We start from the raw sequence: 24,544 nt of genomic DNA on the forward strand, positions 1-24,544 counted from the left end.
GGACAAAGGAGGGAACCATGCCCAATCAACATACCATGCAAGCCTTTGACAAAGAGTTAAGAGATGTCAACGCGTTGGTCTTGCAGATGGCTGAAAATGTGCTCTCTCAACTATCGTTAGCCATTGAGTCGGTGGCGAGCTTAGATGCAGAAGATGCCCTAAAGGTCATTGAGCAGGACCAACAGATTGATCAGCTAGAGTGGGAGGTCGAAAATCAGGTTATTCGGATTTTGGCGTTACGTGAGCCCAAGGCGGATGATCTACGCCGGGTGGTCTCCATCATGAAAACCGCGACAGACCTGGAGCGGATGGGTGATTTGAGTGCCAACATCAGCAAACGGGCGCTGGCTTTGGTGCAAAATCCTCCTGGTTCAGGTATTAGTGCTTTAAATATGATGGTCAAATCGGTGCAAGCGATGGTGAAGACCGTGATGACAGCTTTTCAAGAGAATGACTCCGCGATGGCGATGAGTGTATGGCGTCAAGATCTAGAGGTAGATGAGCTGTTTAATAGCGTTTTCCGTGAATATTTGACCTATATGATGGAGAACCCACGGAACATATCGCCCTATACCCACCTGCTGTTTATTGCCAAAAATGTGGAGCGTATTGGGGATCATGTCACCAATATTGCCGAGAATGTTTATTACATCATCGAAGGTAAGCAGATGCACGGCAAACGACCCAAAGGGGACTTGACCAGCTCCACGGTGGTTGTTTAAGTGCCATAGTTTGCTGTAGGCCAAGCCGTAAAGGTGGCGTGAGTGTGATTGAAAAGGCTGTTTTCCATCCTGGAAGGCAGCCTTTTTTTATGGTGCGCCAGGCTGTGGCTAAGGAGGGCAACATCTGCGGATGTTCTGTGGCCGTTGCGAGCCCGTTTTGAGTTCCCCCAATGTAAGCGTCTACCCTTGCTGATGGCCCTTTGAGGGTTGGGCATGGCCTACACTACCCGCTGCGCTGGGGTACGCTGCGCGCTTTCTCATACAAAAACCTTTGCCTTTGTAAAATGGCAGAGTGCATGATGAATGTGACTCAACTTAAAAAATAACCCAGTAAAGAGTAGGGGATAGCCAGGCGTCATGGGAGCGTTGCTGTGTTTATGGGAAATGGCTCGACACCCTACACCGCACAATCCCAACACCTGTGATGGCAAGTAATCTTACCCCAGCAAAAGGATGGATAGCAAAATGATGAAGCGCGTGGTGAGCGGGTGCATGGCTTTATGTGTGGCCCTAACGGCCCTAACGGCCATAGCGGGGGATGGTGAAGAAGGGGGGGCGGGCAATACGGCCCCTCTGGAGGTTAATATAACTCGCACGGTAGGGTCGTTTGAGGTCAAGCATGGCCGTGGCATGGTTCAGGTGATCCGCAATCAGGATCCCAACGGCGTTATTGATGAGGGGTTTGATAAAACTTCCCGCAAATGCCCCCCCTTCTGTGCGGTGCCCATGACGGTAGCCGATGGGGTGCGGACCATTGGTGAGGTGGAGTTGATGGAATTTATGACCACCCATTTGGCCGATGGCAGCGGGGTGTTGGTGGATGCCCGCTCCCCAGACTGGCACGCCAAAGGGACCATTCCAGGCTCCATCAATGTACCCTATATTGAGGTGTCTCCTCAACTTGGCGCCGATGAGCTCTCTATTGAAGCGGCGTTGTCCCATTTTGGGGTGGTGGATAAAGATTTTTCCAAGGCCAAGTATCTGGTGCTTTGGTGCAATGGTCCTTGGTGTGGCCAATCGCCCACAGCGATCCGTGGCTTAATTGAGCTTGGTTATCCCAAAGAAAAATTGCTCTATTACCGGGGTGGCATGCAACTGTGGAAAATATTTGGTCTGCCGGTGGTGCCCCCTGCTGCGGAATAGCTGTTTAAAAGAGACCCGTGGGTTTAAGCAAAAGCTCCTTTATGGGGCTTTTTTTTAGCATCCCTGGGGGATCCGAAATTCACCCCACGTCGTTGTGGGCAAAGGGTCATCTTGCCGGTGCAGGTGCTGCGGGCTTAGCTGGAGAGGGAAGGGATGTTGGGTCAAGCTGAGAGGCCTCGCGGGCACCCTCGGCTTAAGTCAGGGCAAGGGGGGCGCTAAACAGCCCTCTTGCCTTGGCCTAGGCTGGATATATTCAGCTCCCCTTTTGCTGGAGCCCAGAGTCGCGGACAACAAAAAAGGGGGTGATCGTAAGATCACCCCCTTTATGAGGCCAAGCTTTATCCGCTTACTCTAGGGTAAGAGGAGCCAGCTCTTTGATATCCATCGAAAACTTTTTGCGCTCAGCCGCAGGCATAGGGATCAAGCCTTTATCGGCCAAGTAACCATCGTCACCCCAAGCTTTGTCACTGGAGAACTCGGCAAGATACTCTTTGATGCCGGGGACCAGACCCACATGCTTTTTCTTCACATAGAAGTAGAGCGAGCGGGAGACAGGATATTTGCCCGAAGCAATGTTTTCAAAGGTAGGCGTGGTTTCCATAACCAAGCTACCCTGCACCTTGTCGGCGTTTTGCTCCAAAAAGCTGTAACCAAAGATACCCATGGAGATGGGGTTGGCAACCAGCTTTTGCACGATCAGGTTATCGTTTTCACCCGCTTCGACATAGGCACCATCTTCACGCACACCGTGGCAGAGGGCCTTGTACTTTTTCTTATCGGTCTTTTTCATATCTTTGATGGCGGGGAAGGTTTTGCAACCGCCTTCCATGGCCAACTCAGCAAAGGCGTCCCGGGTCCCCGAGGTGGGAGGGGGGCCAAAGATGATGATGGGGGTCTTGGGCAGCTTGGGGTTGACTTGATCCCAGGTCATGTTGGGGTTGGCAATCAAGTTACCATTGGCGTCTGGCACCATCTTGGCGGTGGCCATAAAGATGTCACGCAGGCTCAGGCTCATTAATGGGGCAGATTTAGAGTTGGCCAACACGATACCGTCATAACCAACTTTGACTTCAACGATCTCTTTAATATCGTTTTTGGCGCACAGCTCAACTTCAGACTTTTTGATGCGACGGGAAGCGTTGGTAATGTCGGGATGATCAAAACCCAGACCCGCACAGAAAAGCTTTAAACCACCGCCGGAGCCAGTGGACTCAATAACGGGGGTTTTGAAAGAGGTGGAGCGTCCAAACTGCTCCGCCACGGTGGTGGCAAAGGGGAAGACGGTGGAAGAACCGACAATGCGGATCTGATCCCGAGCTTCGGCCTGTGGAGCCGCCATGGCCATACTCACCATAGCAGCAGCAACAAACAGCTTTTTCATGTAGAACTCCCTGGTTCGAAAAAGAACAAAATGGCATGATCAACTGCCCTAGAAAATAGGCTATATATGTGATGTTAACATCCTATCGTTGTAACGTTTTGGTTAAGTGAGCCGGGATAGTATGTGACGATGAAGAGATATTCATATAGATGATTTTTTGGTGAAAAATTATCGCCATTAGACCGAATATTAGGTGGCAATAGCATACAAATGAAGGGGATGCTGAGGCATGCGCTTTTTCGTGGTTCCGTGATAGACGGCCATCTGTTGCGTAACAAGCAGGAAACCAAACCGAAAGGGGTGAGCATGCTGGCACAACGCCCTCTGACGCTTCGGCGGTTCCATGGCTGGTGTGTACCATGGGCGGTGGGGGCAATAATGGCAAAGGAGGGAGAAACGCGGAATGTAAAAAAGAGCGGCCACAGGGGGCCGCTCTTTGCAGGGTAGAGAATGTCAATGAGGTTTATTGAGCCTTTTTAGACGAGCGCTTACGCTCATGCTCTTTTAAAAACCGCTTACGTAGACGGATGCTTTTGGGCGTTACTTCAACCAACTCGTCGTCATCAATGAATTCCAACGCCTCTTCCAGGTTAAAGCGAATGGGCGGCACCAGATTGATGTTTTCGTCACAACCAGCGGCGCGAATGTTGGTCAGTTGCTTAGCCCGCATGGGGTTCACCACCAGATCCTGGCCACGGCTGTGAATGCCGATCAGCATGCCTTCATAGCATTTATCCCCCGGTGAGGAGAACAGACGGCCACGCTCCTGTAAGTTGAACAGAGCAAAGGCTACGGTCTCCCCTAGGTCTTTGGCAATCAACACACCGTTGATGCGCTGCCCAATAGGCTCCTTGATATAGGGGCCAAAATGGTCAAACACGTGGTACATCAAACCAGTACCAGAGGTCATGGTGCGGAATTCCGTCAGAAAACCGATTAAACCCCGCGCGGGGATCATATAGTCCAAGCGCACGCGGCCACGGCCATCGGGCACCATGTTGACCAACTCACCCTTACGCTCACCAAGGGCTTCCATCACCTTGCCCTGGCTGGTTTCGTCAATATCGACGGTCAGCTGTTCATAGGGTTCGCGTCTTTCACCATCAATCTCTTTGACGATGACCTCAGGACGGGAGACCCCTAACTCGTAACCTTCGCGACGCATGTTCTCAATGAGAATTCCCAAGTGCAGTTCACCACGGCCCGAGACCCGAAATTTATCGGGATCATCCAACTCTTCGACCCGTAGGGCTACGTTGGTCTCCAACTCGCGCATCAAACGGTCCCGCAGTTGGCGGCTGGTAACAAATTTACCCTCACGGCCAGCCAAGGGTGAATCGTTGACCTGAAAGGTCATGCTAACCGTGGGCTCGTCCACCGACAATAGGGGCAGAGGCTCCACCGCATCGGGGTGGCAGATGGTCTCGGAGATACGCAACTTTTCAATGCCGGTGAAGGCGATAATATCGCCAGCTTTGGCATCGGGCACTTCCACCTTATCCAGCCCCAAAAAGCCGAACAGTTGCAACATGCGGCCATTACGTTGGCTGCCGTCGGCGTCAACGAGCACCACCGGGCTATTGCTCTTAATGCGACCACGGGCAATACGACCAATCCCAATGATGCCCACGTAGCTGTTATAATCCAGCGCTGTAACCTGCATACGGAAGGGGCCTTCTTGGTCCACATCCGGTGGAGAGACATGCTTGATAATGGTCTCAAACAGGGCATCCATGTTGGTGGTCACTTGGGTGTGGTCCAGGGTGGCAAAGCCGCGCAGGGCCGAGGTGTAGATAATCGGAAAATCCAACTGTTCGTCGGTGGCATCCAGTTTATCAAACAGATCAAAGGTTTGATCTTGCACCCAATCGGGGCGGGCCCCATCACGGTCGATTTTGTTGACCACCACAATGGGGCGCAACCCTTGAGCAAACGCCTTTTGCGTGACAAACCGGGTTTGAGGCATGGGGCCTTCTACCGCATCCACCAACAGCAGCACCGAATCCACCATGGAGAGTACCCGCTCAACCTCACCGCCAAAATCGGCGTGTCCGGGGGTGTCCACAATGTTAATACGATAGCCGTTCCAATAAATGGCCGTATTTTTTGCTAAAATGGTGATGCCGCGCTCTTTTTCCAGGTCATTGGAGTCCATCACCCGTTCTGTCGCCTCTCCGCGCTGTTTGAGGGTGCCAGACTGCTGCAACAGCTTATCCACCAAGGTGGTTTTGCCATGGTCCACGTGGGCAATAATGGCAATATTACGCAGTTTTTCGATGGGGTAAACGTCCTGAGACATGGGATGGAGCTCCGCCAGAGAAAGCGTTGAGTTATAGAAAAACCCACACTTGTACTCTGATTTATAGGTTTGGTCAAAGAGAAAGCGCAGCCTCTAAAGTTTTCCAGCTTATGGAAGGGGAGAATCCAGCAGCGAGGTGTAAAGGCTCTCCATTCTGGTGGCCATGGCATCCAATGTAAGGGGTAAGACTGTTTGGCGGGCCGCTTGACCCATGGGTACCGCCATGTGAGGGTCGCACAGGGCATCCAACTGGGTCGCCATGGTGTGGTGGTCTAGGGCATCGCATAGCCAGCCATTGTACCCCGATTCCACCAAATCCACGGCCCCACATTTGGTGGAACTGAGCAAGGGCAAGCCGCACGCCATGGCCTCTAAGGCCACATTGGGAAAGGGGTCGTAAAGGGTGGGTAAAACGACCCCGTCAGCGGCTCCATAGAAGGGCAATACACTCTGTTGTGGCCCGCAAAAACGTACCCGCTGGGCTAGGCCCAACTGTTTGGCGCGGCGCTGAAAACGGGCTTGCTGCTTATCCTTGCCCACAATCAAGAGATAGGCGCTCTGCCGCATAAGGGTCATCGCTTGCAGCAGGGCATTGACCCCCTTGCGGGCAAAACCTGAGCCGACAAATAGGAGCAGGGGGGCCTCTAAGGGGATCTGCCACTGCTGCCGTACGGCGCTGCGATGGGCTTTGAGATCGGGATGAAACCGCGCACAATCAATGCCTGAATAGATGACATGGAGCTTTTGCGCAGGTAGTCTAAAATGGTCCATCAACTCCTGCTTGACCATGGCGGAGTTGCACACCACCGCTTTGAGCTGGGGTGAATGAAAGAGGCGCTCTTCAGCCTGCAAAATATAACGGTGGTAGGGCATTTGATCGGCCACTTTGGCCTGCCAGCCTAAGATCCTAGCCCGCTGGATTAGCCACTCTCGGTGTACCCCATCACCGGCCCGGTATAGATCACAGCAGGCAATGCGCTCGTGGGATTGCACAAGGTCAAAGGACTCTTGCTGCAGGTGGGCGCAGACCGCAGCGGCAAAACCACGATCCCTTTCAGTGCGGCTCCAATAGCGGGGGTTGATAATGCGGCGGTCAGCCGCAGGGGGCCACGCTCGGGCCAGCATGGTGATGGCTACCCCGCGTTGGGAAAGGGCATCTACCGCCCGTTTGAGAAAACGCTCCGCGCCCCCAAAATCGGTATATTTTTGTCGAATTATGGCCACACGCATGGGTAAGTTTCCTCTGGGGTCACAGGTGTGCCTAGAGTAGCATAGCCCGGTTGGGAGGCAAGGTGTTATGCCGTAGACCATGGCGGTGCGTCCCTGTGTGGGGCAGGGCTCTGTTGGGCGATTGGTTGGATAGGGTGGGGTCGAAAAAGGGCTAGGTGGTGTATGGCCGACTGGGTTACATTAATATCAGCCAAGCCACGTTGGGCGATGTCGGTCTGTGTGGCGGCAATGCTGAGTTGGCTGGTTGGATGATGAATGCGGGACGGTGCGGCGGCTTTAGCCTGTATTGATGAGGCCGATCACGGCATGTAGTTATGCGGGATATCGTTCATATTGCGTTAAAAATAAAAGATAAAGTTAGAAGTGTAAGGGGTTTTTGGGTGATTTGTAATGTTACGATAGGATGACTATATTTTGATGGTGACGTGAAAAGCATGGTGTTTTTGCCTATGCTTTGGTGTAAAGTGGCCCTTTGTTGCGGGCGCGGTATTTATAAGACGCCGCCAATTTTTGCTGCCTTGGCCTTTCTGGGGTAGGTTTGGTGCCTACCGTTTAGAAGGTGATGGTTCAACGTTTTATCGTCTATTGTGAGAGCTGAAAGAATGGGACGTGAGTTAATCCTGCTTCGCCATGCCAAATCTGCATGGGATACCGATGCCCCTACCGATTTTGAGCGCCCCCTTGCCAAGCGTGGCCGCCGAGATGCCCCCCGTATGGGGCGTTGGATGGCCAAACAGGGTATTCAACCCGATTTGGTTATCTGTTCCCCCGCCGAGCGCACCAAACAGACCATGGTGTTTATTGCTAAAGAGATGGGTATTAAGAAAAAAATCCTGCTTTGGGATGATCGTGTCTATGGGGCCTCGTTAGAAGATCTCTTGCTGGTCCTCAATGGGGTGAGCAAAAGTGCGATGCGGGTGATGTTGGTGGGGCATAATCCCGGTTTAGAGTTGCTGCTCTCCTTTTTAGTCGGACCCGATAAACAGGGTAGCATCTATGGTTTTGGGCTGATAAAAACCTCCACCCTGGTGCAGTTGAGCATGCCGGATCAGTGGCAGGATCTGGCCGTCGGCTGTGCCCAAGTGCAACAAATTATGAGCCCGAAAGATTTTAAAGATAAGAAAGACAAAAAGTGAGTGGTTTTGCGCAACGGCCCCCCCTGCCGGATGCCCACAAACGCCAAGATTATCTGGCGCGTTTGATCGAATATCTTAAAATACCCTCCATCTCAGCAGATCCAGCCTATGCCGCCGATCTAGACCGGTGTGCCAACTACACCGCTGATTTGCTGCGCTGGGCCGGTATGCCAGAGGTCGAGCTACTGCCCATTGTGGGGGCCCCCGCCTATGTGGTGGCACGGCGCATGGTTAACCCCCAAGCGCCTACCCTGCTGATCTATGGCCACTATGATGTGCAACCTGAAATCCCTGTAGAGCGATGGACCACCCCCCCCTTCACGCCGCATGTGCGCCAAGATCGGCTGTTTGCGCGGGGGGCCACCGACGATAAAGGGCAGGTGATGATGCACATCGCCGCCATCGCCCAACTGTTGCAGCAGGGGGGCGAGATCCCCTACAACCTGATCTTTTTGGTGGAGGGTGAAGAGGAGATCGGTAGCCCCCATCTGCAACAGTTTCTCGCCAGTTATGGGGCGTCGTTGCCGTGCGATCTGCTGCTGCTCTCCGATACAGCCATGTGGGATATTGGCAAGCCTGCCATTACCACCAGCATTCGGGGTATGGCGCTTATGGAGCTCACCCTCAGCAGTGCCAGCCGCGATCTGCACTCAGGTACCTATGGCGGGGCGGTTGCCAACCCCTTAGAGATGCTCAGCCGCTTGCTCACCACCCTTAAAGATGACGAGGGGCGCATTTTGGTCGAGGGCTTTCATGACGGTGTGCTGCCCATTAGCCCCGCCATGTCTGACGAGTTGCAAGCCATCCCTTTTAACGAAACAGTATGGCGGCAGGGCATTGGCCTTTCACAAAGCTGGGGCGATCCCGATTATGCACTGCTGGAGCGGCTGTGGATGCGCCCTACGCTAGAAATAAATGGTCTCTGGGGGGGGTATTGCGGGCAGGGTATGAAAACGGTGCTACCCGCCCAAGCCCACGCCAAACTTTCCATGCGCTTGGTGCCTAATCAAGATCCCGCCCATGTGAGCCGGGTGGTCGAGCAGCATCTTTACAAACATCTGCCCCCTCACGCCCATTTGCAGATTGAGCATGCGCCCGGCTCAGGTTTTGGTTTGCGGGTGGATGGCGCACACCCCCTTTTACACGCCGTGCGGCGTGGCTTGGAAGAGGCCTTTGGTGAAGCCCCTCTCTTGATCGGTGAGGGGGCGACCATCCCCGCTGTGGCCGCCTTGAAAGAGCGCTTAGGCGCGATGCCCATCCTCATCGGCTTCGCGTTGCCCGATGCAAAATGTCACGCACCGGATGAAAATATTCACTTGCCCACTTTTTATGCAGGAATTGAGGCTTTAATACGCATCTATAGTTATTATAGTGCAGATTTGATGCAAGAGTAGGCGGTTGTATGGGCGTGGATCTTTTTTCAGGAAAAAGTGGTAAGATACACATGAGATTGAAATCTTTTTAATGGTGAGAGGACTCTTTTTTTGTTAGTTTTAGGGGGCATTGTGAAAGCATGACGGCTGTTATGCTGGGTTGGGAAAAAACTTGGTAATGCACCGTACACGCTGCTTTTCGCTTGCATTGATCTATGAAATAGTGGTAAAAAAGCCACTGAAATAGCTCATAGCGGCACCTTGCGAAAATGCGGTTTAATAATAAAAACAGTAACTAACCGTAAAAAACAATCATGCAGGGGCCGATAAAGAACCCGCCGAGAGAAACCGGGTCAGTAAGAGTTGCACATACTCTATTCTTTAAGGCAATATGCCGAACAGAGGGCCTTCCTACGGAAGGCCCTCTTTATTTCAGGCAAGGCACCCGTTCTTTGGTGTGTTTCTATCCAGTGGTCCCGTGTTTTATCACTAAAAATATCATTGTCACAAAACTTAAGACCGTAACTTGCCAACTCGCCATCTCGCCATCTCTGTGGCGTGGGCGTTACGGCATAGATGCATAAAATTTACTCAATGCGTCGGGTTTTGCTGATGATGGTAAGCCTTGGCATATTTAATCATGCTGTTAAAACAGCCAATAAGGATGTGCAATAGACCGGGTAGGCCGTCCAAAAACCCCCGTCGTAGCAGGTAGAATTTTATAAAACGAAACAGGGGGCTTAGGTAAATTTTGTGGGGTGAAATTGCCTTACCTTGAGCCAGCTTTTCAGCTTGCAGGCTGGTATAGCGGTTTTGTTTGTTCAGATAGCACTCCAACCCCTCTTCTGAGTGGTGCAAAATATCCCCCGCCAAGTTGCCTACAGCACCAAGGGCCACCACATGCTCATGCACGGGGTCTTGGCTCCAATGGGCATAATCCCGATGAAACAGGCGTAAATTGGGGTCTGGGTAGCCCTCACCATGGCGCAACCAGCGGCCCATAAAGCGGTTGCAGCGGGGCATCTGATAGGCATGTTGCGCGGGGGGCTGTGTGCTAAAAAGCTCTACGATGCTCTGTTGTAAAGGGGCTGAGAGGCGTTCGTCGGCATCCAAACAGAGTACCCAGGGGTAGCTGGCTTGTTGGGTGGCAAACTGTTTTTGTGGGCCAAAGCCGAGCCACGGCTGCTCAATAATCCGTGCGCCATAGCGGGCCGCTAGCGCTTGAGTGCCATCGCTGGAGCCGGAATCCACCACCACAATCTCCGCGCACAAGGCCAGCGATTGCAGGCACTCTTCCAGTTGATGGGCGGCGTTGAGGGTGATAATCACCCCACTTATGGGCAGCTTGGGGCTCATCAATGGCGCTCCAGCAGTTGGGTTAGGGCGGTAGCGATGTGGGCGGGGGGCAGCGACGTAAAGCAGGGCGGGGCGAGCGCCCCTTGCTCTTCAAGCGACAGGGGGCAGCGCCGCTGCATGCATGGGGCGCAGGCCCGGCTGGAGCGTAGCAGCGCACCGCGCTGCGCGGCAACCCCGGAGTAGTCGGGATTGGTGGCCCCATAAAGGGTGATGTGGGGGGTGTTGAGGGCGGCGGCTAAATGGGCAAAGCCCGAATCCAACCCCACCACGGCGGCGGCATCGGCAATCAAGGCGGCCACCTGGGCCATGCTGAGTTGGGGCAGTACCTGACACATGGGGGCCTGGGCGGCGATGCGCTGGGCGCGGTTAAACTCCTCGACAGAACCCCAGGGTAAGAGGATGGGCAGGGGGTGTTGTTGGCCCATCTGGCGGGCCAGTTCGACCCAATAGGGCTCGGGCCATGCTTTGCTGCTCCAACCGGCGCCATGTAAAAAAATCAGATAAGGTGTGGTGGCTTGTGCCCCCTCATGATCCTGCCACCAGGGGGGGCAGGCGGGCAAGCGGCTGCGCTCAATCCCAAAATCCGCCGGGGTGGTGGGCATGCTGTAGCCCAGGGACGCGGCCATCAATTGACGCAGTTGAGTGATCACATGTCCCGGTTTTGCCACACCATGGCGATGGTGGTAGAGGTGGCAGGCGAGGGGCTCCCTGGCCCACTGTTTGGAAGGGCCGTGTAGGGGCGTGCCCGGTGCGCACAACCGTGCGGTCAAAGCGCTTTTCATCAAGCCTTGCGCGTCGATTACACAATCATAGGGGGTCTGCCGTACCGAGGCGATAAAGTGTGCCATCTGCTGGCGGTTTTCCCTGGCAAAAAACGCCTTTTTCCAGCGCCGGAGCCCTATGATATGGCGCTGTCCAACCCCAGGGTGCCAGCTTGGAATGGCCTGAAAAGCCTCCTCCACCAACCAATCCAACTGAAGGTGGGGGATGGCCCGTAGGCTGTCTGTAACGGCGGGCAGCATGTGGATTAAATCGCCCATGGAGGAGAATTTAACCAGCAGCAGGCGACTCATGCAATCAACTCCAGCACCCGTGGCGATGGGGTGAGATAGGGTGTGGTGCGGGCTTTAAGGATCTCTGTAAGGGGGGTGTAGCGGTTCCACACCGTGCCATCGGGGCGTGCCCGCCAGCGGCCATGCAGCCAGTTATACTGTTCCGCATACTCTAAAATATAGGGTTCTAAACTGGCCACAACGCGGGTCATCAGTTGGCTGTCGCTCTCATCCGGCTGCGCCATAATGGGGGGTTGAATGATCAGCTTGGCCACACCCGGTGCCGTGCGCACGGCCACCATGGGCAACAAAGGCGCGGCAAATTTACGCGCCAATTTTATGGGGCCAGGGGGGTGCTGGGCCACTACCCCCATAAAAGGGGCGGCCACACCATGGTGCAGGGTGTTGATGTCCACCATCAAGCCCACCATCTGTTTATCTTTGACGGCTTGCAGGGTGGGGCGCGGATGATCGCGGCGCACCATGTGTAAACCATTCTGCTGGCGAATCTGGCCAAACAGCGCCTCTACGTGAGGATTGTTGGCATGCCGGTAGAGTACCGTTAAAGGCAGCGGTTGGCGGGCCATCTGCACCAAGCCCGGTTCCCACGCCCCCAGGTGCATGCTACACGCTAATATGCCGCGATCATAGGCCATCGCTTGTTGCAATGGGGTAAAATCGGTGGCCTGAAAATGGATCTCAGAGGCCCGCAACGCCTCAATATGACTAAGAAAGATATTCTCAAAGGCGAGGGTTATCAAGCGTTGCCGCTGGGGGGCAGTTAGGTTAGGCCCATAGACCAGTTGCAGGTTGCACTCCGCCCAGTGGCGGCTGCTGGCTAACAGAGGCATCGCCAGCCGTGCCAGCCGCCGGGTCCGTGCTAAGCTCTGCGCCAGGGTGCCCCGCTGTAGGCCATTGAGCAGCGTGGAGAGCGTCCACCACTCCAGCTTGTGGCGGAGACGTTGGTGCAGGGGCAGGGGGCTAGCGGCCATGGTTTAGGCGTTCACGCTGGGCCTGCCACCGCTCCAGCACCTGCTGGGGGGTGATCTGCTGCAAGCAGTTAAGGTGAGCTTCAGGACATACCCGCTTAAAACAGGGGCTACAAGGTAGCCCTAGCCAGAGGGGGTCGGCCTGCTCGGTTAGGGGGGGTGTGTGACCTGGGTCCGACGAGCCATACAGGGCGATCACATGGCGTTCAACCGCTGTGGCAACATGCATCAGGCCGCTATCGTTGGTAATGACCGTTTGCGCCACCGCCAGCAGATCCACCGCTTCATCCAAGCTGGTCTGCCCGGCCAGATCCAACAGGTGAGGCGAGGGGGGCAGTTGGGCGCAAATGTGCGCGGTAAGCGCAGCATCCTTGCGGGAACCCAGCAGCATAACCCCATACCCTTCGCCCAAAATCGCTTGCGCGGTGCGGGCAAAATGGTGGGCAGGCCACTGCTTGGCCGGGCCATACTCGGCCCCTGGACAGAGTGCCACCCAAGGGCGTTGTTGGGGTGCCTCTGGGGTGAAACGGGCCAGTACCTTGAGCCCCGCTTGGGCGCTGTATCGTAAAGCCAACTGGGGCAGGGCGGGTGGTGTAAACGGTTGATGGGCCGGGGTACCCAACGCCATAAAACGATCCACCGTGCGGGGTAGCAGGGCTTTGTTTAGAGGGCGAATATCATTGAGCAAGCCATAGCGCAGTTCGCCCAAAAAACCGGTACGCTGAGGAATGCGTGCGGCATAGGGGAGCAGAGCGCTCTTCCAGGCGCGGGGTAGGATAATGGCCTGACCATAAGATTGATCACGCAATGCAACACCCAGACGCCAGCGATGGCGCGGGGCAAAAGCGCCATGCCCCAAGGGCATCTCCAAGGCATGCCGCACATGGGGCAGACGCCGCACGATGGGCAGTGTCCAGGCGGGTGCCAACAGATCCACGGGTCGGGCTGGAAACTGCCGTTGCAGATGGCAGGTTAAAGCGCTGACCATGACCATATCCCCCACCCAGGCTGGGGCGATAATCAGGATCGGCGATTCTGTGGCGCTTATGCTCACGGGGTTTCCTGTAAGGCCGTCATATATTTTTTCACCCCATCTTCTAGCTCGGTGAAAGGCGCGGTATAACCGGTTTGCGCCCGGAACAGGGTCATGTCGGCTTGGGTAAAGTTTTGATATTTGTCTTTTAAGCCTGCGGGCATGGGGAAGTAGCCAATACGGCCTTGGCCAAGGCTATGGATCACCGCTTGGGCGACGGCATTAAAGCTGCGGCTTTTACCTGTACCCAGGTTAAACACCCCTTTGATCGGCTGGCTGCTGTGGGCCAGATGCAGATTGACCTGGGCCACATCTTCAACAAAGATAAAATCGCGTGATTGCTCGCCGTTGGCATAGCCATTGGTGCCCTCAAACAGCTTCGCCTCACCATCGGCAAGCACCTTGTTGCGCAATTGAAAAGCTTGCGAGGCCATTTTACCTTTGTGCCCTTCACGGGGGCCGTACACATTAAAATAGCGCAGTCCCACCACGGTGCTCTCAATTTTGCTCATATTGCGCTGTACATAGCGGTCAAACAGCAGCTTGGAGTAGCCATACACATTGAGGGGGCGCTCATTTTCCGGTGACTCGACAAAGCGGGCGCTGGCTCCGTAGGTTGCCGCGCTGGAGGCATACACAAAAGGCACTTTCCACTCCACCGCCCGGTGCAGCAGCACCTTGGAGTAGGTAAAGTTATTGTCCATCATATAGCGACCATCATACTCCATGGTATCGGAGCAGGCGCCTTGATGGAAAATGGCCTGAATGGGCATGTTGACAAACATGTCCCGCTCCAGATGCTCGCGGAACTCCCGTTTATCCATAAAATCGGCGATCTCTAAATCGCGTAGGTTAAGAAATTTATCCGCTTTTTCCAGATTGTCCACCACCAGGATTTCACGAATACCTTGGGCATTGAGCTGGGCCACAATGTTGGCTCCAATAAAACCCGCACCACCTGTTACAATATACATGCTCGTCAGCCTCTCTATTTTTGCGCGGAGATGCGCTGCACAATACCGGTGGTGCTTCTGCCTTGCACCAGTTGCACCAGGGCCACACGGCCCCCCCAACGACGGACCAAATCCCCCCCCACCACCTGATCTTCGCGATAGTCCGCCCCTTTGGCCAGTATGTCCGGGCGTAGTTGTTCAATCAACTCCAGCGGAGTATCTTGCTCAAACAGTACCACCAAATCCACCGCAGCCAAAGCGGCCAACACGCGGGCCCGATCCTGTTCTTGAATCAAGGGGCGTTCCGGCCCCTTGAGGCGGCTCACCGAGGCATCGGTATTAAGCCCCAACACCAAGCGCTGACCCAAGCGGCGGGCATGCTCCAAATAGGTGACATGCCCAGCATGCAGAAGATCAAAACAGCCATTGGTAAAGACCACCTTCTCCCCTTGGGCGTGCCAGCGCGCGATCTGCTGTTTGGCGTGGGCCCAGTTGGCGATTTTGTCCGACTGCTCATAGGTTGCATCGGTGAGTAGGGCGCCACGCAGCTCATTAAGATCAATGGCAGCGGTGCCCAACTTACCTACCACCACCCCGGCGGCCAAGTTGGCAAGATGCAGGGCATCCAAGCGGGTTAAGCCTGCCGCCAAGCCCGCCCCAAGGGTCGCGATGACGGTATCCCCCGCACCGGAGACATCATAGACCTCTTGCGCCATGGCGGGGATACGGCGGGGATGCTCCGAACCATCCACCAAGGCGATGCCTTGCTCGGAGAGGGTCACGGCTAGAAAGGCCACATCCAGGGATTGACGCAAGGACTCTCCTGCATCCAACAGGGTGTTTAGGTCGCCATCCTCAACCCCGGTCACGCCACGCAGTTCACCCCGGTTGGGGGAGAGGGCGGTGGCGTGGCGGTAGCGGGCATAATCACGCCCCTTGGGGTCCACCAATACCGGAATGCCCAAGTTGCGCGCCCGCACAATCAGCGCTTGGCACAACTCAAAGGAGAGTACCCCCTTGGCATAGTCGGAGAGAATGATCACGTGGGGGCGCTGCTCTCCCTCCAACATGGGCATTACTTGCTGGTGGAGCAATTGACTGGCGTGGGCAGTGTCAGCCAGAGGGGTCTCGCGGTCCATGCGCAAAATTTGCTGGTGGCCACCGATGACACGGGTTTTGGTGATGGTTGACCACCCCGCCAAGGGCAGGATGCCGTGGGTGTCAATACCGCTCTCTTGCAGGGCAGAGATGAGCACTTGGCCGTCGCTGTCCTCACCAACAAACCCTACAATGCTGGTGTGTAGCCCCAGTTTGGCTAAATTGCTGGCAACGTTGGCCGCCCCCCCGCAGCGGTGGCTTTCGCGCTGCATATGTACCACCGGTACCGGTGCCTCGGGCGAGATGCGGGTAACATCCCCCCAAAGATAGCGGTCCAACATGAGATCCCCGACCACCAGAACATGTTTTTGGTAGAAGGCGGTTTCTACCGCGTGTAGCACATCGCTACGTTTATCAAACATTGCCGTGTACTCCTATCCTATGGGGCGGCTGGGCCGGCGGTGTAAGTAGGCATCCACAAAAGCAGCAAGATCAGCATAGGCAGGCAGATCGGGCCGCTGCTGCTGCGAAGCCTGCCCGTGTCCGGTACCCACCAAAGCACAGGGCTGCCCGGCGGCCTCGGCGGCTTGCATATCGGTCACTGAGTCGCCGACCATCCAGGTTTGCGCCGGGTCAAAGCCAAATTGAGCTTGGGCTTGTAATAACATGCCCGGTTTAGGCTTGCGACAGGTGCAGTTTTCCTGTTTATCATGGGGGCAATAAAAAATGGCGTCAATGTGGGCACCCTGTTGTGCCAGCCGTTGCTCTAAGCGCTGGTGAATCTGTTGTAACAGCGGTTCTGTGAGCAGGCCACGGCCAACGCAGCGTTGGTTGGTAATGACCACCACCTTAATCTGGGCTTGGTTGAGGGCCGCGATGGCTTGGGCTGCACCAGGTAGCAGCTTAAGTTGATCTGGCTGCAAAACATAATAGAGATCGGTATCGTCGTTGATCACGCCATCGCGATCCAGGCAGATGGTGTGCATGACCAGGCTCCTGGGTTAAATAAGATTTTGAGCTTGTACCGCTGGTGCGGCTCTGTAAAACTTGCTACGCTTACCCTGAGCAGTTTCTTTACCATGCTCATAGGTCAAAAAACAATGTCTTCTCCTTCCTTTTTAAGTGGTTTGCCTGAATGAAACAGCTCTTTATCCCTTTTATGGCGGCTTTGCTGGGCGGCTGGCTGGTGACCGTGGCAGGGGCTGCGGAGCCTGCTCCAGGGGCCGCGATGGGCGAGTCCCTACAGTATAATATCCACTGGACGGGTCTGCCCGGTGGAAGCTCCACACTCTCTTTGCAGGGCAACCCCCAGGGCTATACCATTGAGGTGGCTTTAAAATCCATCGGTATGGTGGCCTTTTTCTACCCCGTCAAAGATTTTGTGCGGGTTGAAGGGATACAGCAAAAGCAGGCGTATCTGGCTAAAAGTTACCTTAAAAATCAAGATGAAGGTGGCAAAAGACGCACGACGCTGGTAACGTTTAATCGGGCAAAACAACAAGCGGTACAGGCACGTAATAAAGAGCCCCCCAAAACCATCACAGATCTGCCTGGGGATGTAACCGACCCGCTTTCGGCCTTTTACGCCTTTCGCGCCATCCCCGATCTCATCCCGGGTGCCCACCATTTGATCCCGGTGTTGGATAGCCATAAAAGCTATGTCGCGCGCATTGATATCATCAAAAAAGAGCGCCTAAACACACCGCTAGGTTGGTTCGATACGGTGTTGGTGCATACTCACCTGAAGAGCTCGGAAATTTTTCGTCAAAAAGCGCCGATAAAAATTTGGTTCAGCGACGATATCCGCCGCCTGCCGGTGCGGGTGGAGACCAGCATCCCCATCGGCTTTGTGGCCGCCGATCTGGTGGCTTACCAGGATGGCCGGGGCGCTTCGCAAGAGATTGCCCATTAAGGGTTGAACAAGCGCTGTTTGAAAAACTTAGCACTAATATTATAGGCTGTTATCGAATATCTGGCGCCTTCATTGAGTAAAGTGTGCGGGTGGCTCTAAAAACAGGATGACGTGATGCCCTAAAAAATGTTCTGATGGGTAGGCAAAGCTTTGGCTTGAGGGGGGGGAATCATGTATGATGCCGCCGTTCTCGCCATGGTGTTGTTGCGATGGTGTTGAGGCAATTTTCCTCTTTTTTCCCAGAATTCCTGATGTCTTATCTTAGGATAAGGGGTCAATCTAGGCGTGGCGGCTGAATCGACATGGCGAAATTTGTTTTTATCACAGGTGGCGTGGTCTCTTCTTTGGGTAAAGGTTTGGCGGCAGCATCGCTGGCGGCTCTGCTCCAGGCGCGGGGCTACCGGGTCACGATGCAAAAGCTGGATCCCTATATCAACGTGGATCCAGGCACCATGAGTCCTTTTCAACATGGGGAGGTGTTTGTCACCGATGATGGTGCCGAAACCGACCTGGATCTGGGCCACTATGAGCGCTTTTTGGGCCTGCCCATGGGCAAGGCCAATAACTGGACCGCAGGACGCATCTATCAGCACGTCATCAAGCGGGAGCGTCGGGGGGACTATCTGGGAGCCACCGTACAGGTGATTCCGCATATTACCGATGCCATTAAAAACGCGGTGCGCAGTGTGGGCAACGATGTGGATATTGCCCTCATCGAGGTGGGGGGGACGGTGGGGGATATTGAATCCCTACCCTTTATGGAGGCCATTCGTCAGCTCCGCAACGATCTGGGCAAACAGGAGACCATGTTTGTACACCTGACCCTGTTGCCCTACATTCCTACCTCGGGGGAGTTGAAAACCAAGCCTACCCAGCACTCCGTCAAAGAGTTGCTGGCCATTGGTATTCAACCCGATATTCTGGTGTGTCGCTCCGACCGTGCAGTACCCGAGACCGAAAAACGTAAAATCGCCCTGTTCTGTAACGTGGATCAACAAAATGTGATCTCCTGTGTGGACCAGGATACCATCTACAAGGTCCCCTTTGCCCTCTATCAAGAGGGCTTCGCGCGAAAAGTATTGGACCATCTGGGTATGGGGGTGCGGGAACCCGATCTCAGCGCTTGGGAGGCGGTGTTGGAGGCGGTGGTTAACCCCGCCTATAAAACCACCATCGCCATTGTGGGCAAATATGTGGAGCTGAAAGATGCCTACATGTCCCTGGCCGAGGCGCTCTCCCACGGGGGCATTGCCAATAATGCCAAGGTCTCCATCCGCTGGGTGGATGCCGAAAATGTGCATGATGAAGAGGCTGAATCCCTACTCGGCGGGGTGGATGGCATTTTGGTGCCCGGTGGTTTTGGTGAGCGAGGCACCCATGGCAAATTGGCGGCCATTCACTACGCCCGTACCAATAAAGTGCCCTATTTTGGCATCTGTTTAGGTATGCAAATGGCGGTGGTGGAGTTTGCCCGTAATGTGGCTGGGCTGGCGGGCGCCCACTCCACCGAGCTGAGTGACGACACCCCCCATCCGGTGATCGGGTTGTTAACCGAGTGGGTGGATGGCGGCACCCTGCAAAAGCGGGATAAAGATGGCGATAAAGGGGGCACCATGCGCTTGGGGGCCTACCCCTGTGTGCTCAAACCCGACTCGCTGGCGGCATGGATCTACCCCCAGGGGGAGATTATGGAACGGCACCGGCACCGCTACGAGTTCAATAATGCCTATCGGGAGCAGTTGGAACAGGCCGGTATGGTCTTTTCAGGGACCAGCCCCGATAATGAGTTGGTGGAAGTGGTGGAGATTCCGGACCATCCTTTCTTTATTGCCTGTCAGTATCACCCAGAGTTTATGTCGCGCCCACGGGAGCCACATCCGCTGTTTACCGCTTTTGTGCGGGCTGCGTTGGAGCAGAGAAAACGGCGCAAAGGGCAGGAGGCTTAAACCATGACACCGCGCACCATCACGGTTGATACGGTCCGCTTTGGCAACCATCTACCCATGACTTTGATTGCCGGGCCTTGCGTGATCGAGGGCTTGGAGTTCGCCCTGCGTACCGCCGAGGCGCTGAAGCAAATTTGTGAAGGGGTGGGGGTGGAACTGGTCTATAAATCCTCCTTTGATAAGGCCAACCGTACTTCCGAGGGGAGCTTTCGTGGCCCTGGCATGGAGGCTGGTTTGAGGATACTCGAACGGGTACGGCGCGAAGTAGGGGTTCCGGTGATTACCGATGTGCACGAGGCCGATCAGTGCGTGGCGGTGGCGGAGGTGGTGGATATGTTGCAAACCCCCGCCTTTTTATGCCGACAAACCGATTTTATTCAGGCCGCTGCCCGACCCGGTAAGCCGGTTAATATCAAAAAAGGGCAGTTTCTCGCCCCCCAGGATATGGCGCGGGTGGCGGCTAAAGCGGCCGCGACAGGTAACGAAAACATCCTGCTATGTGAACGGGGTTTTAGTTTTGGTTATCAAAACCTGGTGGTGGATATGCGCGGGCTCTCTATTATGGCCCAGAGCGGTTATCCGGTGATTTTTGACGCCACCCACTCGGTGCAGCAACCGGGTGCTTTGGGGGGGGCCTCGGGTGGGGATCGGCGGTTTGTAAGCGATCTGGCCCGCGCCGCCGTCGCGGTGGGTGTGGCTGGCGTGTTTATGGAGGTTCATCCCGACCCTGACCATGCCCCATGTGATGGTCCTAACATGCTACCCATGGCGCATCTTTCACCCCTGCTGGATCAGTTAAAGGCCCTGGATCGGATACGTAAAGAGGCCATGGCGCTTGAAAGCGGCCTCTCTTTAGGCGATGCATAGGAGTAAACCCATGTCCCAACAGACCCCTCTCTACCCCTACCATGTCGAGGCCGGTGCCAAGATGGTGGATTTCGCGGGTTGGATGATGCCCGTGAGCTATGGCTCACAGTTGCAAGAGCATCATCAAGTGCGGCAACATGTGGGTATGTTTGATGTGTGCCATATGGGGCATGTACAGGTAAGCGGCCCTCAGGCCACCGCCTATTTGCAATTTTTGTTGTGTAATGATGTGGCCAAGCTCCGTGAAGCAGGGCAGGCCATCTATACCGGCATGCTCAACAGCTCTGGTGGGGTGATTGATGATCTCATCGTCTACCGGGATGACGAACAGCACTACCATGTGGTGGTTAATGCCGCCAACCGGGAAGGGGATGTGCAGTGGATGCAGGATCGCGCCCAGGATTTTGAAGGGGTTACGGTTACGCTGGATCCCCAGTTGGGCATGATCGCGGTGCAGGGGCCTGAGGCTCAGCAACGGGTGGCAGAACTCTTCGCTGGGGTGGAGCTGGAGGCGCTCAAGACGTTTCGCTCGATCATAATCGAGGGGGGACGCATTGCCCGCACCGGTTATACCGGGGAGGATGGTTTTGAGCTGATCTTTCCCGCGCAGACCATCATAACCCTATGGACGCGCTTGCAGGCGATGCAGGTGCCCCCCATCGGTTTGGGGGCGCGGGATACCCTGCGGCTGGAAGCAGGGTTAAATCTGTACGGTTCGGATATGGACCACAAGATTGATCCGCTGGCCTGTGGTATGGGTTGGACGGTAGCTTGGGAGCCCACCACCCGCATGTTTTTAGGGCGGGACTATCTGGAGCTGCTGCGGGAGTCGGGGGGCTCCAGCCAGCAACGGGTGGGGTTGATTTTGACCGATAAAGGGGTTTTGCGGGCTGGTCAGCCTGTGCTGTTTCATGGGCGTCCCAGTGGGCACGTCACCAGCGGTACGTGGTCCCCAACCCTAGAGCAGGGTATCGCCATGGCCCGTGTGGATGCCAGCATCGAAATCGGCCAGATGGTGGATGTGGTGATTCGTAATCGTAGCATGCCAGCCCGCGTGGTGGGCTTGCCCTTTGTGCGGCATGGGCAGGTGGTTTATAAAGCCTCCTAAGCCTACTGGCACTGGGTTTGATATTTAGGTTCCATCCTTAACTTTTATAGAAGAGGTGCCTTCTGTGCCCTTCATTCCCCATACTGAAGATGATGTGCGGTTGATGTTAGACACCATTGGTGTCGAGAGCATTGATGCGCTGTTTGATGAAATTCCCGCTGAGCTTAATACTCATCCCATCTTAGAGAGCGTGCCCAAGCCCCAGAGCGAAGCGGCCACCCTGCGCTTGCAAAGTGCCCGTGCGCGGGAAGGGGACGGACGGCTCAATTTTATTGGTGCCGGTGCCTATGAGCACCATATACCCGCTGCGGTGTGGGAGCTGGTGACGCGGGGCGAATTTTACTCCGCCTACACCCCCTATCAAGCCGAGGCCAGCCAGGGTATCTTGCAGACCATCTATGAGTTTCAGAGCATGATGGCCGGGTTGATGGGGATGGATCTCTCCAACGCCTCCCTCTACGATGGGGCCACCGCCTTGGCTGAGGCGGTATTGATGGCGGTACGTGCCAACCCTGCTCCCCGTGGCAGCACGCCACGGGTGATTATGCCCGCTACCGTGCATCCGGCCTATCGGGAAGTGGTGCAGACCATGGTGCGCCATCAGGGCATTGAGCTGGTGGAGCCCAGCTTCTGCGCCAAACGGGGTGGGGTGGCGGTGAGTGCATTAAATCTCTATGCCGACGAGCCGGTGCAGGCGCTGGTGATTGCACAACCCAACTTTTTTGGTCAGTTGGAAGATGTGGATTTTCTCACCAATTGGGCGCATAAGCGGGGGGCTTTGGTGATTGGAGTGGTGAACCCGGTGGCTATGGCCCTGCTTAAACCCCCGGCGGCATGGGGTGAAAAGGGGGCGGATATCGCCTGTGGTGAAGGGCAGCCGTTGGGGGTTCCCCTCTCTTTTGGCGGTCCCTATTTGGGCTTTTTGAGTTGTCGTCAGGCTTTGGCTCGGCAAATGCCGGGGCGCATCGTCGGACGTACGCTGGATCAAGAGGGTAAAGAGGGCTTTGTGTTGACCCTGCAAGCACGGGAACAGCATATTCGACGGGCCAAGGCGACCTCGAATATCTGCACCAACCAGGGTTTGCTCTCCATTGCCGCCACCATCCATATGGCGATGCTGGGACCCGAGGGATTGAAAAATGTGGCGCTTACCTGCCATCGCAGAACCCAGCAGTTGTGGCAAAGATTGGCGCTGTTGGAGGGGGTTGAGCGCTGTTTTGAGGGGCCGTTTTTTCATGAGGTGGCCATTAAACTGAGCAAACCGGCAGAAGAGGTGCTTACCTGTCTCTCTGGGGTCAATATAGCGGGTGGTTATGCGGTGGGGCGGCGCTATCCGGGTATGGAAAATGTGCTTTTGGTGTGCTGTACCGAGACCAAAGAGCGGAGTGACCTGGACCATTATGCCGACGCTTTGGGGTTGATCATGAGTGAGCAGGGGAGTGCCGCATGAGTGTAATCTTTGAGAGCAGTACCCCCGGGCGCATCAATCCCCAGCATGCCACCCCCTTGGAGGCTGACGAGCAGCAGGCGGCCTTAGCCGACTTGCCCGAGGCTCTGTTGCGCCAAAGCCCCACCGGCTTACCCGAGGTGTCTGAATTAGAAGTGGTGCGACACTACACCAAACTGTCGCAAAAAAACTATAGCATAGACACCCATTTTTATCCGCTGGGCTCTTGTACCATGAAGTACAATCCTCGGGCAGCCAATAAAGTGGCGATGTTGCCCGGCTTCTTAGGTCGGCACCCCTTGGATGATCCCCACTATGCCACCGGCCTGCTGCACACGCTGTTTGAACTCCAGGAGATGCTGCGGGAAATTACCGGTATGGCGGCCATTTCGCTGGCCCCCATGGCGGGTGCCCAGGGTGAATTTGCGGGGGTGGCCATGATCCGCGCCTACCATGACGCCCGTGGTGACAGCGCACGGCGGGAGATTTTGGTGCCAGATGCTTCCCACGGTACCAATCCCGCCACCGCCACCATGTGTGGTTATGTGACCCGTGAGGTGCCCACCAATGCCCAAGGGGATGTGGATATTGAAGCCCTGAAAAGTATGGTGGGTCCACAGACCGCCGGTTTAATGTTGACCAACCCTTCCACCTTGGGGGTGTTTGAGCGTTCGGTGGGGTTGATTGCACGGATTATTCATGATGCCGGGGGTTTGCTCTATTACGATGGGGCCAACCTCAATGCCATTGCTGGTCGGGTGCGCCCCGGTGAAATGGGGTTTGATGCCATTCACATCAACGTACACAAAACCTTTGCCACACCCCATGGTGGGGGTGGCCCTGGGGCGGGGCCGGTGGGGGTTAGCGCCCGTCTGCAACCCTTTTTGCCCATCCCGCGCATTGTTAAACAGGGGGCCAGCTACGCCCTGTTAGAGTCGGCGGATTGTCCCCAAAGCATTGGTCGTATGGGGGCCTTTGGCGGCAATATTGGGGTGCTGCTGCGGGCGCATGCCTATCTTTGCATGATTGGCCGCCAAGGGGTGCGTCGGGTTGGGGAGTATGCCACACTCAATGCCAACTATTTGCTGGCCCGTTTGACAGCGGCAGGATTTAAACCCGCTTATGCAGAGCGTAGAGCCACCCATGAGTTTATCATTACGCTTAAAGCGGAGGCCGACGCCTACGGTTTAACCGCTTTAAATATGGCCAAGCGGCTGTTGGATTATGGTTTTTATGCGCCAACCATCTATTTTCCGTTGTTGGTGCCGGAGTGCCTGCTTATTGAACCCACCGAGACCGAGAGCCCCGAACAGTTGGACGCTTTTGTGGCGGCGATGGTGGCCATACGCAAAGAAGCGCAGGAAAGTCCCGAATTTGTCAAAAACGCCCCGTATACTACCCCCGTGCGGCGCTTGGATGAGACCCGTGCGGCACGTAAGCCGGATCTGATTTGGCGCGGTCCGCTGGAGCAGTAATCTGGGGCACAAGAGTCTATTCAT

Annotated in this window: 21 protein-coding genes; 11 read left to right on the forward strand and 10 right to left on the reverse strand. The window is 55.4% G+C overall.

What is annotated here, in order from left to right:
• Window positions 1-17 precede the first annotated feature (17 nt).
• Together phoU and MMC1_RS07865 are read left to right on the forward strand one after the other, a co-directional pair.
• Window positions 18-722, forward strand: coding sequence for a phosphate signaling complex protein PhoU (phoU, locus tag MMC1_RS07860; RefSeq protein ID WP_011713201.1), 705 nt, complete (start codon window positions 18-20; stop codon window positions 720-722).
• 465 nt (window positions 723-1,187) lie between these two features.
• Window positions 1,188-1,865 (forward strand): rhodanese-like domain-containing protein, encoded by a 678-nt coding sequence (locus tag MMC1_RS07865; RefSeq protein ID WP_143711386.1) that lies wholly within the window; start codon window positions 1,188-1,190, stop codon window positions 1,863-1,865.
• 346 nt (window positions 1,866-2,211) lie between these two features.
• Here the strand turns inward: MMC1_RS07865 and MMC1_RS07870 are convergent, their stop codons facing one another.
• The 3 genes from MMC1_RS07870 to MMC1_RS07885 all read right to left on the reverse strand — a co-directional run bounded on the left by MMC1_RS07870 (window position 2,212) and on the right by MMC1_RS07885 (window position 6,775).
• On the reverse strand, window positions 2,212-3,246 hold the full coding sequence (locus MMC1_RS07870; protein ID WP_011713203.1) for a substrate-binding domain-containing protein: 1,035 nt from the start codon (window positions 3,244-3,246) through the stop codon (window positions 2,212-2,214).
• A 463-nt stretch (window positions 3,247-3,709) separates the two neighbouring features.
• Window positions 3,710-5,545, reverse strand: a complete 1,836-nt coding sequence (typA, locus tag MMC1_RS07880; RefSeq protein WP_011713204.1) for a translational GTPase TypA — start codon at window positions 5,543-5,545, stop codon at window positions 3,710-3,712.
• 108 nt (window positions 5,546-5,653) lie between these two features.
• A complete protein-coding gene (locus tag MMC1_RS07885; protein WP_041640999.1) occupies window positions 5,654-6,775 on the reverse strand; it encodes a glycosyltransferase family 4 protein in 1,122 nt (373 codons plus the stop codon).
• Window positions 6,776-6,933: 158 nt separating this feature from the next.
• Between MMC1_RS07885 and MMC1_RS22360 the strand changes: the two genes are divergently transcribed.
• The 3 genes from MMC1_RS22360 (at window position 6,934) to MMC1_RS07895 (ending at window position 9,305) form a co-directional block, all read left to right on the forward strand.
• Window positions 6,934-7,065, forward strand: coding sequence for a hypothetical protein (locus tag MMC1_RS22360; protein ID WP_265101295.1), 132 nt, complete (start codon window positions 6,934-6,936; stop codon window positions 7,063-7,065).
• 312 nt (window positions 7,066-7,377) lie between these two features.
• Window positions 7,378-7,911, forward strand: a complete 534-nt coding sequence (locus MMC1_RS07890) for a SixA phosphatase family protein (protein WP_011713206.1) — start codon at window positions 7,378-7,380, stop codon at window positions 7,909-7,911.
• Complete coding sequence (locus MMC1_RS07895) at window positions 7,908-9,305, forward strand: dipeptidase (RefSeq protein WP_011713207.1); 1,398 nt, start codon at window positions 7,908-7,910, stop codon at window positions 9,303-9,305. Before MMC1_RS07890 ends, MMC1_RS07895 begins: the two co-directional genes overlap by 4 nt.
• Before the next feature lie 570 nt (window positions 9,306-9,875).
• Here MMC1_RS07895 and MMC1_RS07900 read toward each other — a convergent pair.
• From MMC1_RS07900 to gmhB, 7 genes are read right to left on the reverse strand one after another with little or no spacing between them, the layout of a single operon-like run.
• Window positions 9,876-10,640, reverse strand: coding sequence for a glycosyltransferase family 2 protein (locus tag MMC1_RS07900; protein WP_011713208.1), 765 nt, complete (start codon window positions 10,638-10,640; stop codon window positions 9,876-9,878).
• Complete coding sequence (gene waaC, locus MMC1_RS07905) at window positions 10,640-11,713, reverse strand: lipopolysaccharide heptosyltransferase I (protein WP_011713209.1); 1,074 nt, start codon at window positions 11,711-11,713, stop codon at window positions 10,640-10,642. Before waaC ends, MMC1_RS07900 begins: the two co-directional genes overlap by 1 nt.
• Entirely contained in the window at window positions 11,710-12,684 is a 975-nt protein-coding gene (locus tag MMC1_RS07910; RefSeq protein ID WP_011713210.1) for a lysophospholipid acyltransferase family protein, read from the reverse strand. Before MMC1_RS07910 ends, waaC begins: the two co-directional genes overlap by 4 nt.
• A complete protein-coding gene (gene waaF, locus MMC1_RS07915; RefSeq protein WP_011713211.1) occupies window positions 12,674-13,735 on the reverse strand; it encodes a lipopolysaccharide heptosyltransferase II in 1,062 nt (353 codons plus the stop codon). Before waaF ends, MMC1_RS07910 begins: the two co-directional genes overlap by 11 nt.
• Entirely contained in the window at window positions 13,732-14,688 is a 957-nt protein-coding gene (rfaD, locus tag MMC1_RS07920; protein WP_011713212.1) for an ADP-glyceromanno-heptose 6-epimerase, read from the reverse strand. The genes waaF and rfaD overlap by 4 nt, the downstream gene beginning before the upstream one ends.
• A 14-nt stretch (window positions 14,689-14,702) precedes the next feature.
• Window positions 14,703-16,187, reverse strand: coding sequence for a bifunctional D-glycero-beta-D-manno-heptose-7-phosphate kinase/D-glycero-beta-D-manno-heptose 1-phosphate adenylyltransferase HldE (gene hldE, locus MMC1_RS07925; RefSeq protein ID WP_011713213.1), 1,485 nt, complete (start codon window positions 16,185-16,187; stop codon window positions 14,703-14,705).
• 12 nt (window positions 16,188-16,199) lie between these two features.
• Window positions 16,200-16,751, reverse strand: a complete 552-nt coding sequence (gene gmhB, locus MMC1_RS07930) for a D-glycero-beta-D-manno-heptose 1,7-bisphosphate 7-phosphatase (RefSeq protein ID WP_011713214.1) — start codon at window positions 16,749-16,751, stop codon at window positions 16,200-16,202.
• Window positions 16,752-16,900: 149 nt separating this feature from the next.
• Between gmhB and MMC1_RS07935 the strand changes: the two genes are divergently transcribed.
• The 6 genes from MMC1_RS07935 to gcvPB all read left to right on the forward strand — a co-directional run bounded on the left by MMC1_RS07935 (window position 16,901) and on the right by gcvPB (window position 24,520).
• Window positions 16,901-17,677 (forward strand): DUF3108 domain-containing protein, encoded by a 777-nt coding sequence (locus MMC1_RS07935; RefSeq protein ID WP_011713215.1) that lies wholly within the window; start codon window positions 16,901-16,903, stop codon window positions 17,675-17,677.
• A 302-nt stretch (window positions 17,678-17,979) separates the two neighbouring features.
• Entirely contained in the window at window positions 17,980-19,623 is a 1,644-nt protein-coding gene (locus MMC1_RS07940; protein WP_011713216.1) for a CTP synthase, read from the forward strand.
• Between the two features lie 3 nt (window positions 19,624-19,626).
• The gene (kdsA, locus tag MMC1_RS07945; protein ID WP_011713217.1) at window positions 19,627-20,490 is read left to right on the forward strand and encodes a 3-deoxy-8-phosphooctulonate synthase; all 864 of its coding nucleotides are present in this window, start codon (window positions 19,627-19,629) and stop codon (window positions 20,488-20,490) included.
• Window positions 20,491-20,500: 10 nt separating this feature from the next.
• Window positions 20,501-21,598, forward strand: a complete 1,098-nt coding sequence (gcvT, locus tag MMC1_RS07950) for a glycine cleavage system aminomethyltransferase GcvT (protein ID WP_041641002.1) — start codon at window positions 20,501-20,503, stop codon at window positions 21,596-21,598.
• A gap of 64 nt (window positions 21,599-21,662) precedes the next feature.
• Window positions 21,663-23,048 (forward strand): aminomethyl-transferring glycine dehydrogenase subunit GcvPA, encoded by a 1,386-nt coding sequence (gene gcvPA / locus MMC1_RS07955; protein ID WP_011713219.1) that lies wholly within the window; start codon window positions 21,663-21,665, stop codon window positions 23,046-23,048.
• Window positions 23,045-24,520 (forward strand): aminomethyl-transferring glycine dehydrogenase subunit GcvPB, encoded by a 1,476-nt coding sequence (gene gcvPB / locus MMC1_RS07960; protein WP_011713220.1) that lies wholly within the window; start codon window positions 23,045-23,047, stop codon window positions 24,518-24,520. Before gcvPA ends, gcvPB begins: the two co-directional genes overlap by 4 nt.
• The last annotated feature ends 24 nt before the right edge of the window (window positions 24,521-24,544 follow it).

It is taken from the genome of Magnetococcus marinus MC-1, assembly GCF_000014865.1.
Classification (GTDB): domain Bacteria; phylum Pseudomonadota; class Magnetococcia; order Magnetococcales; family Magnetococcaceae; genus Magnetococcus; species Magnetococcus marinus.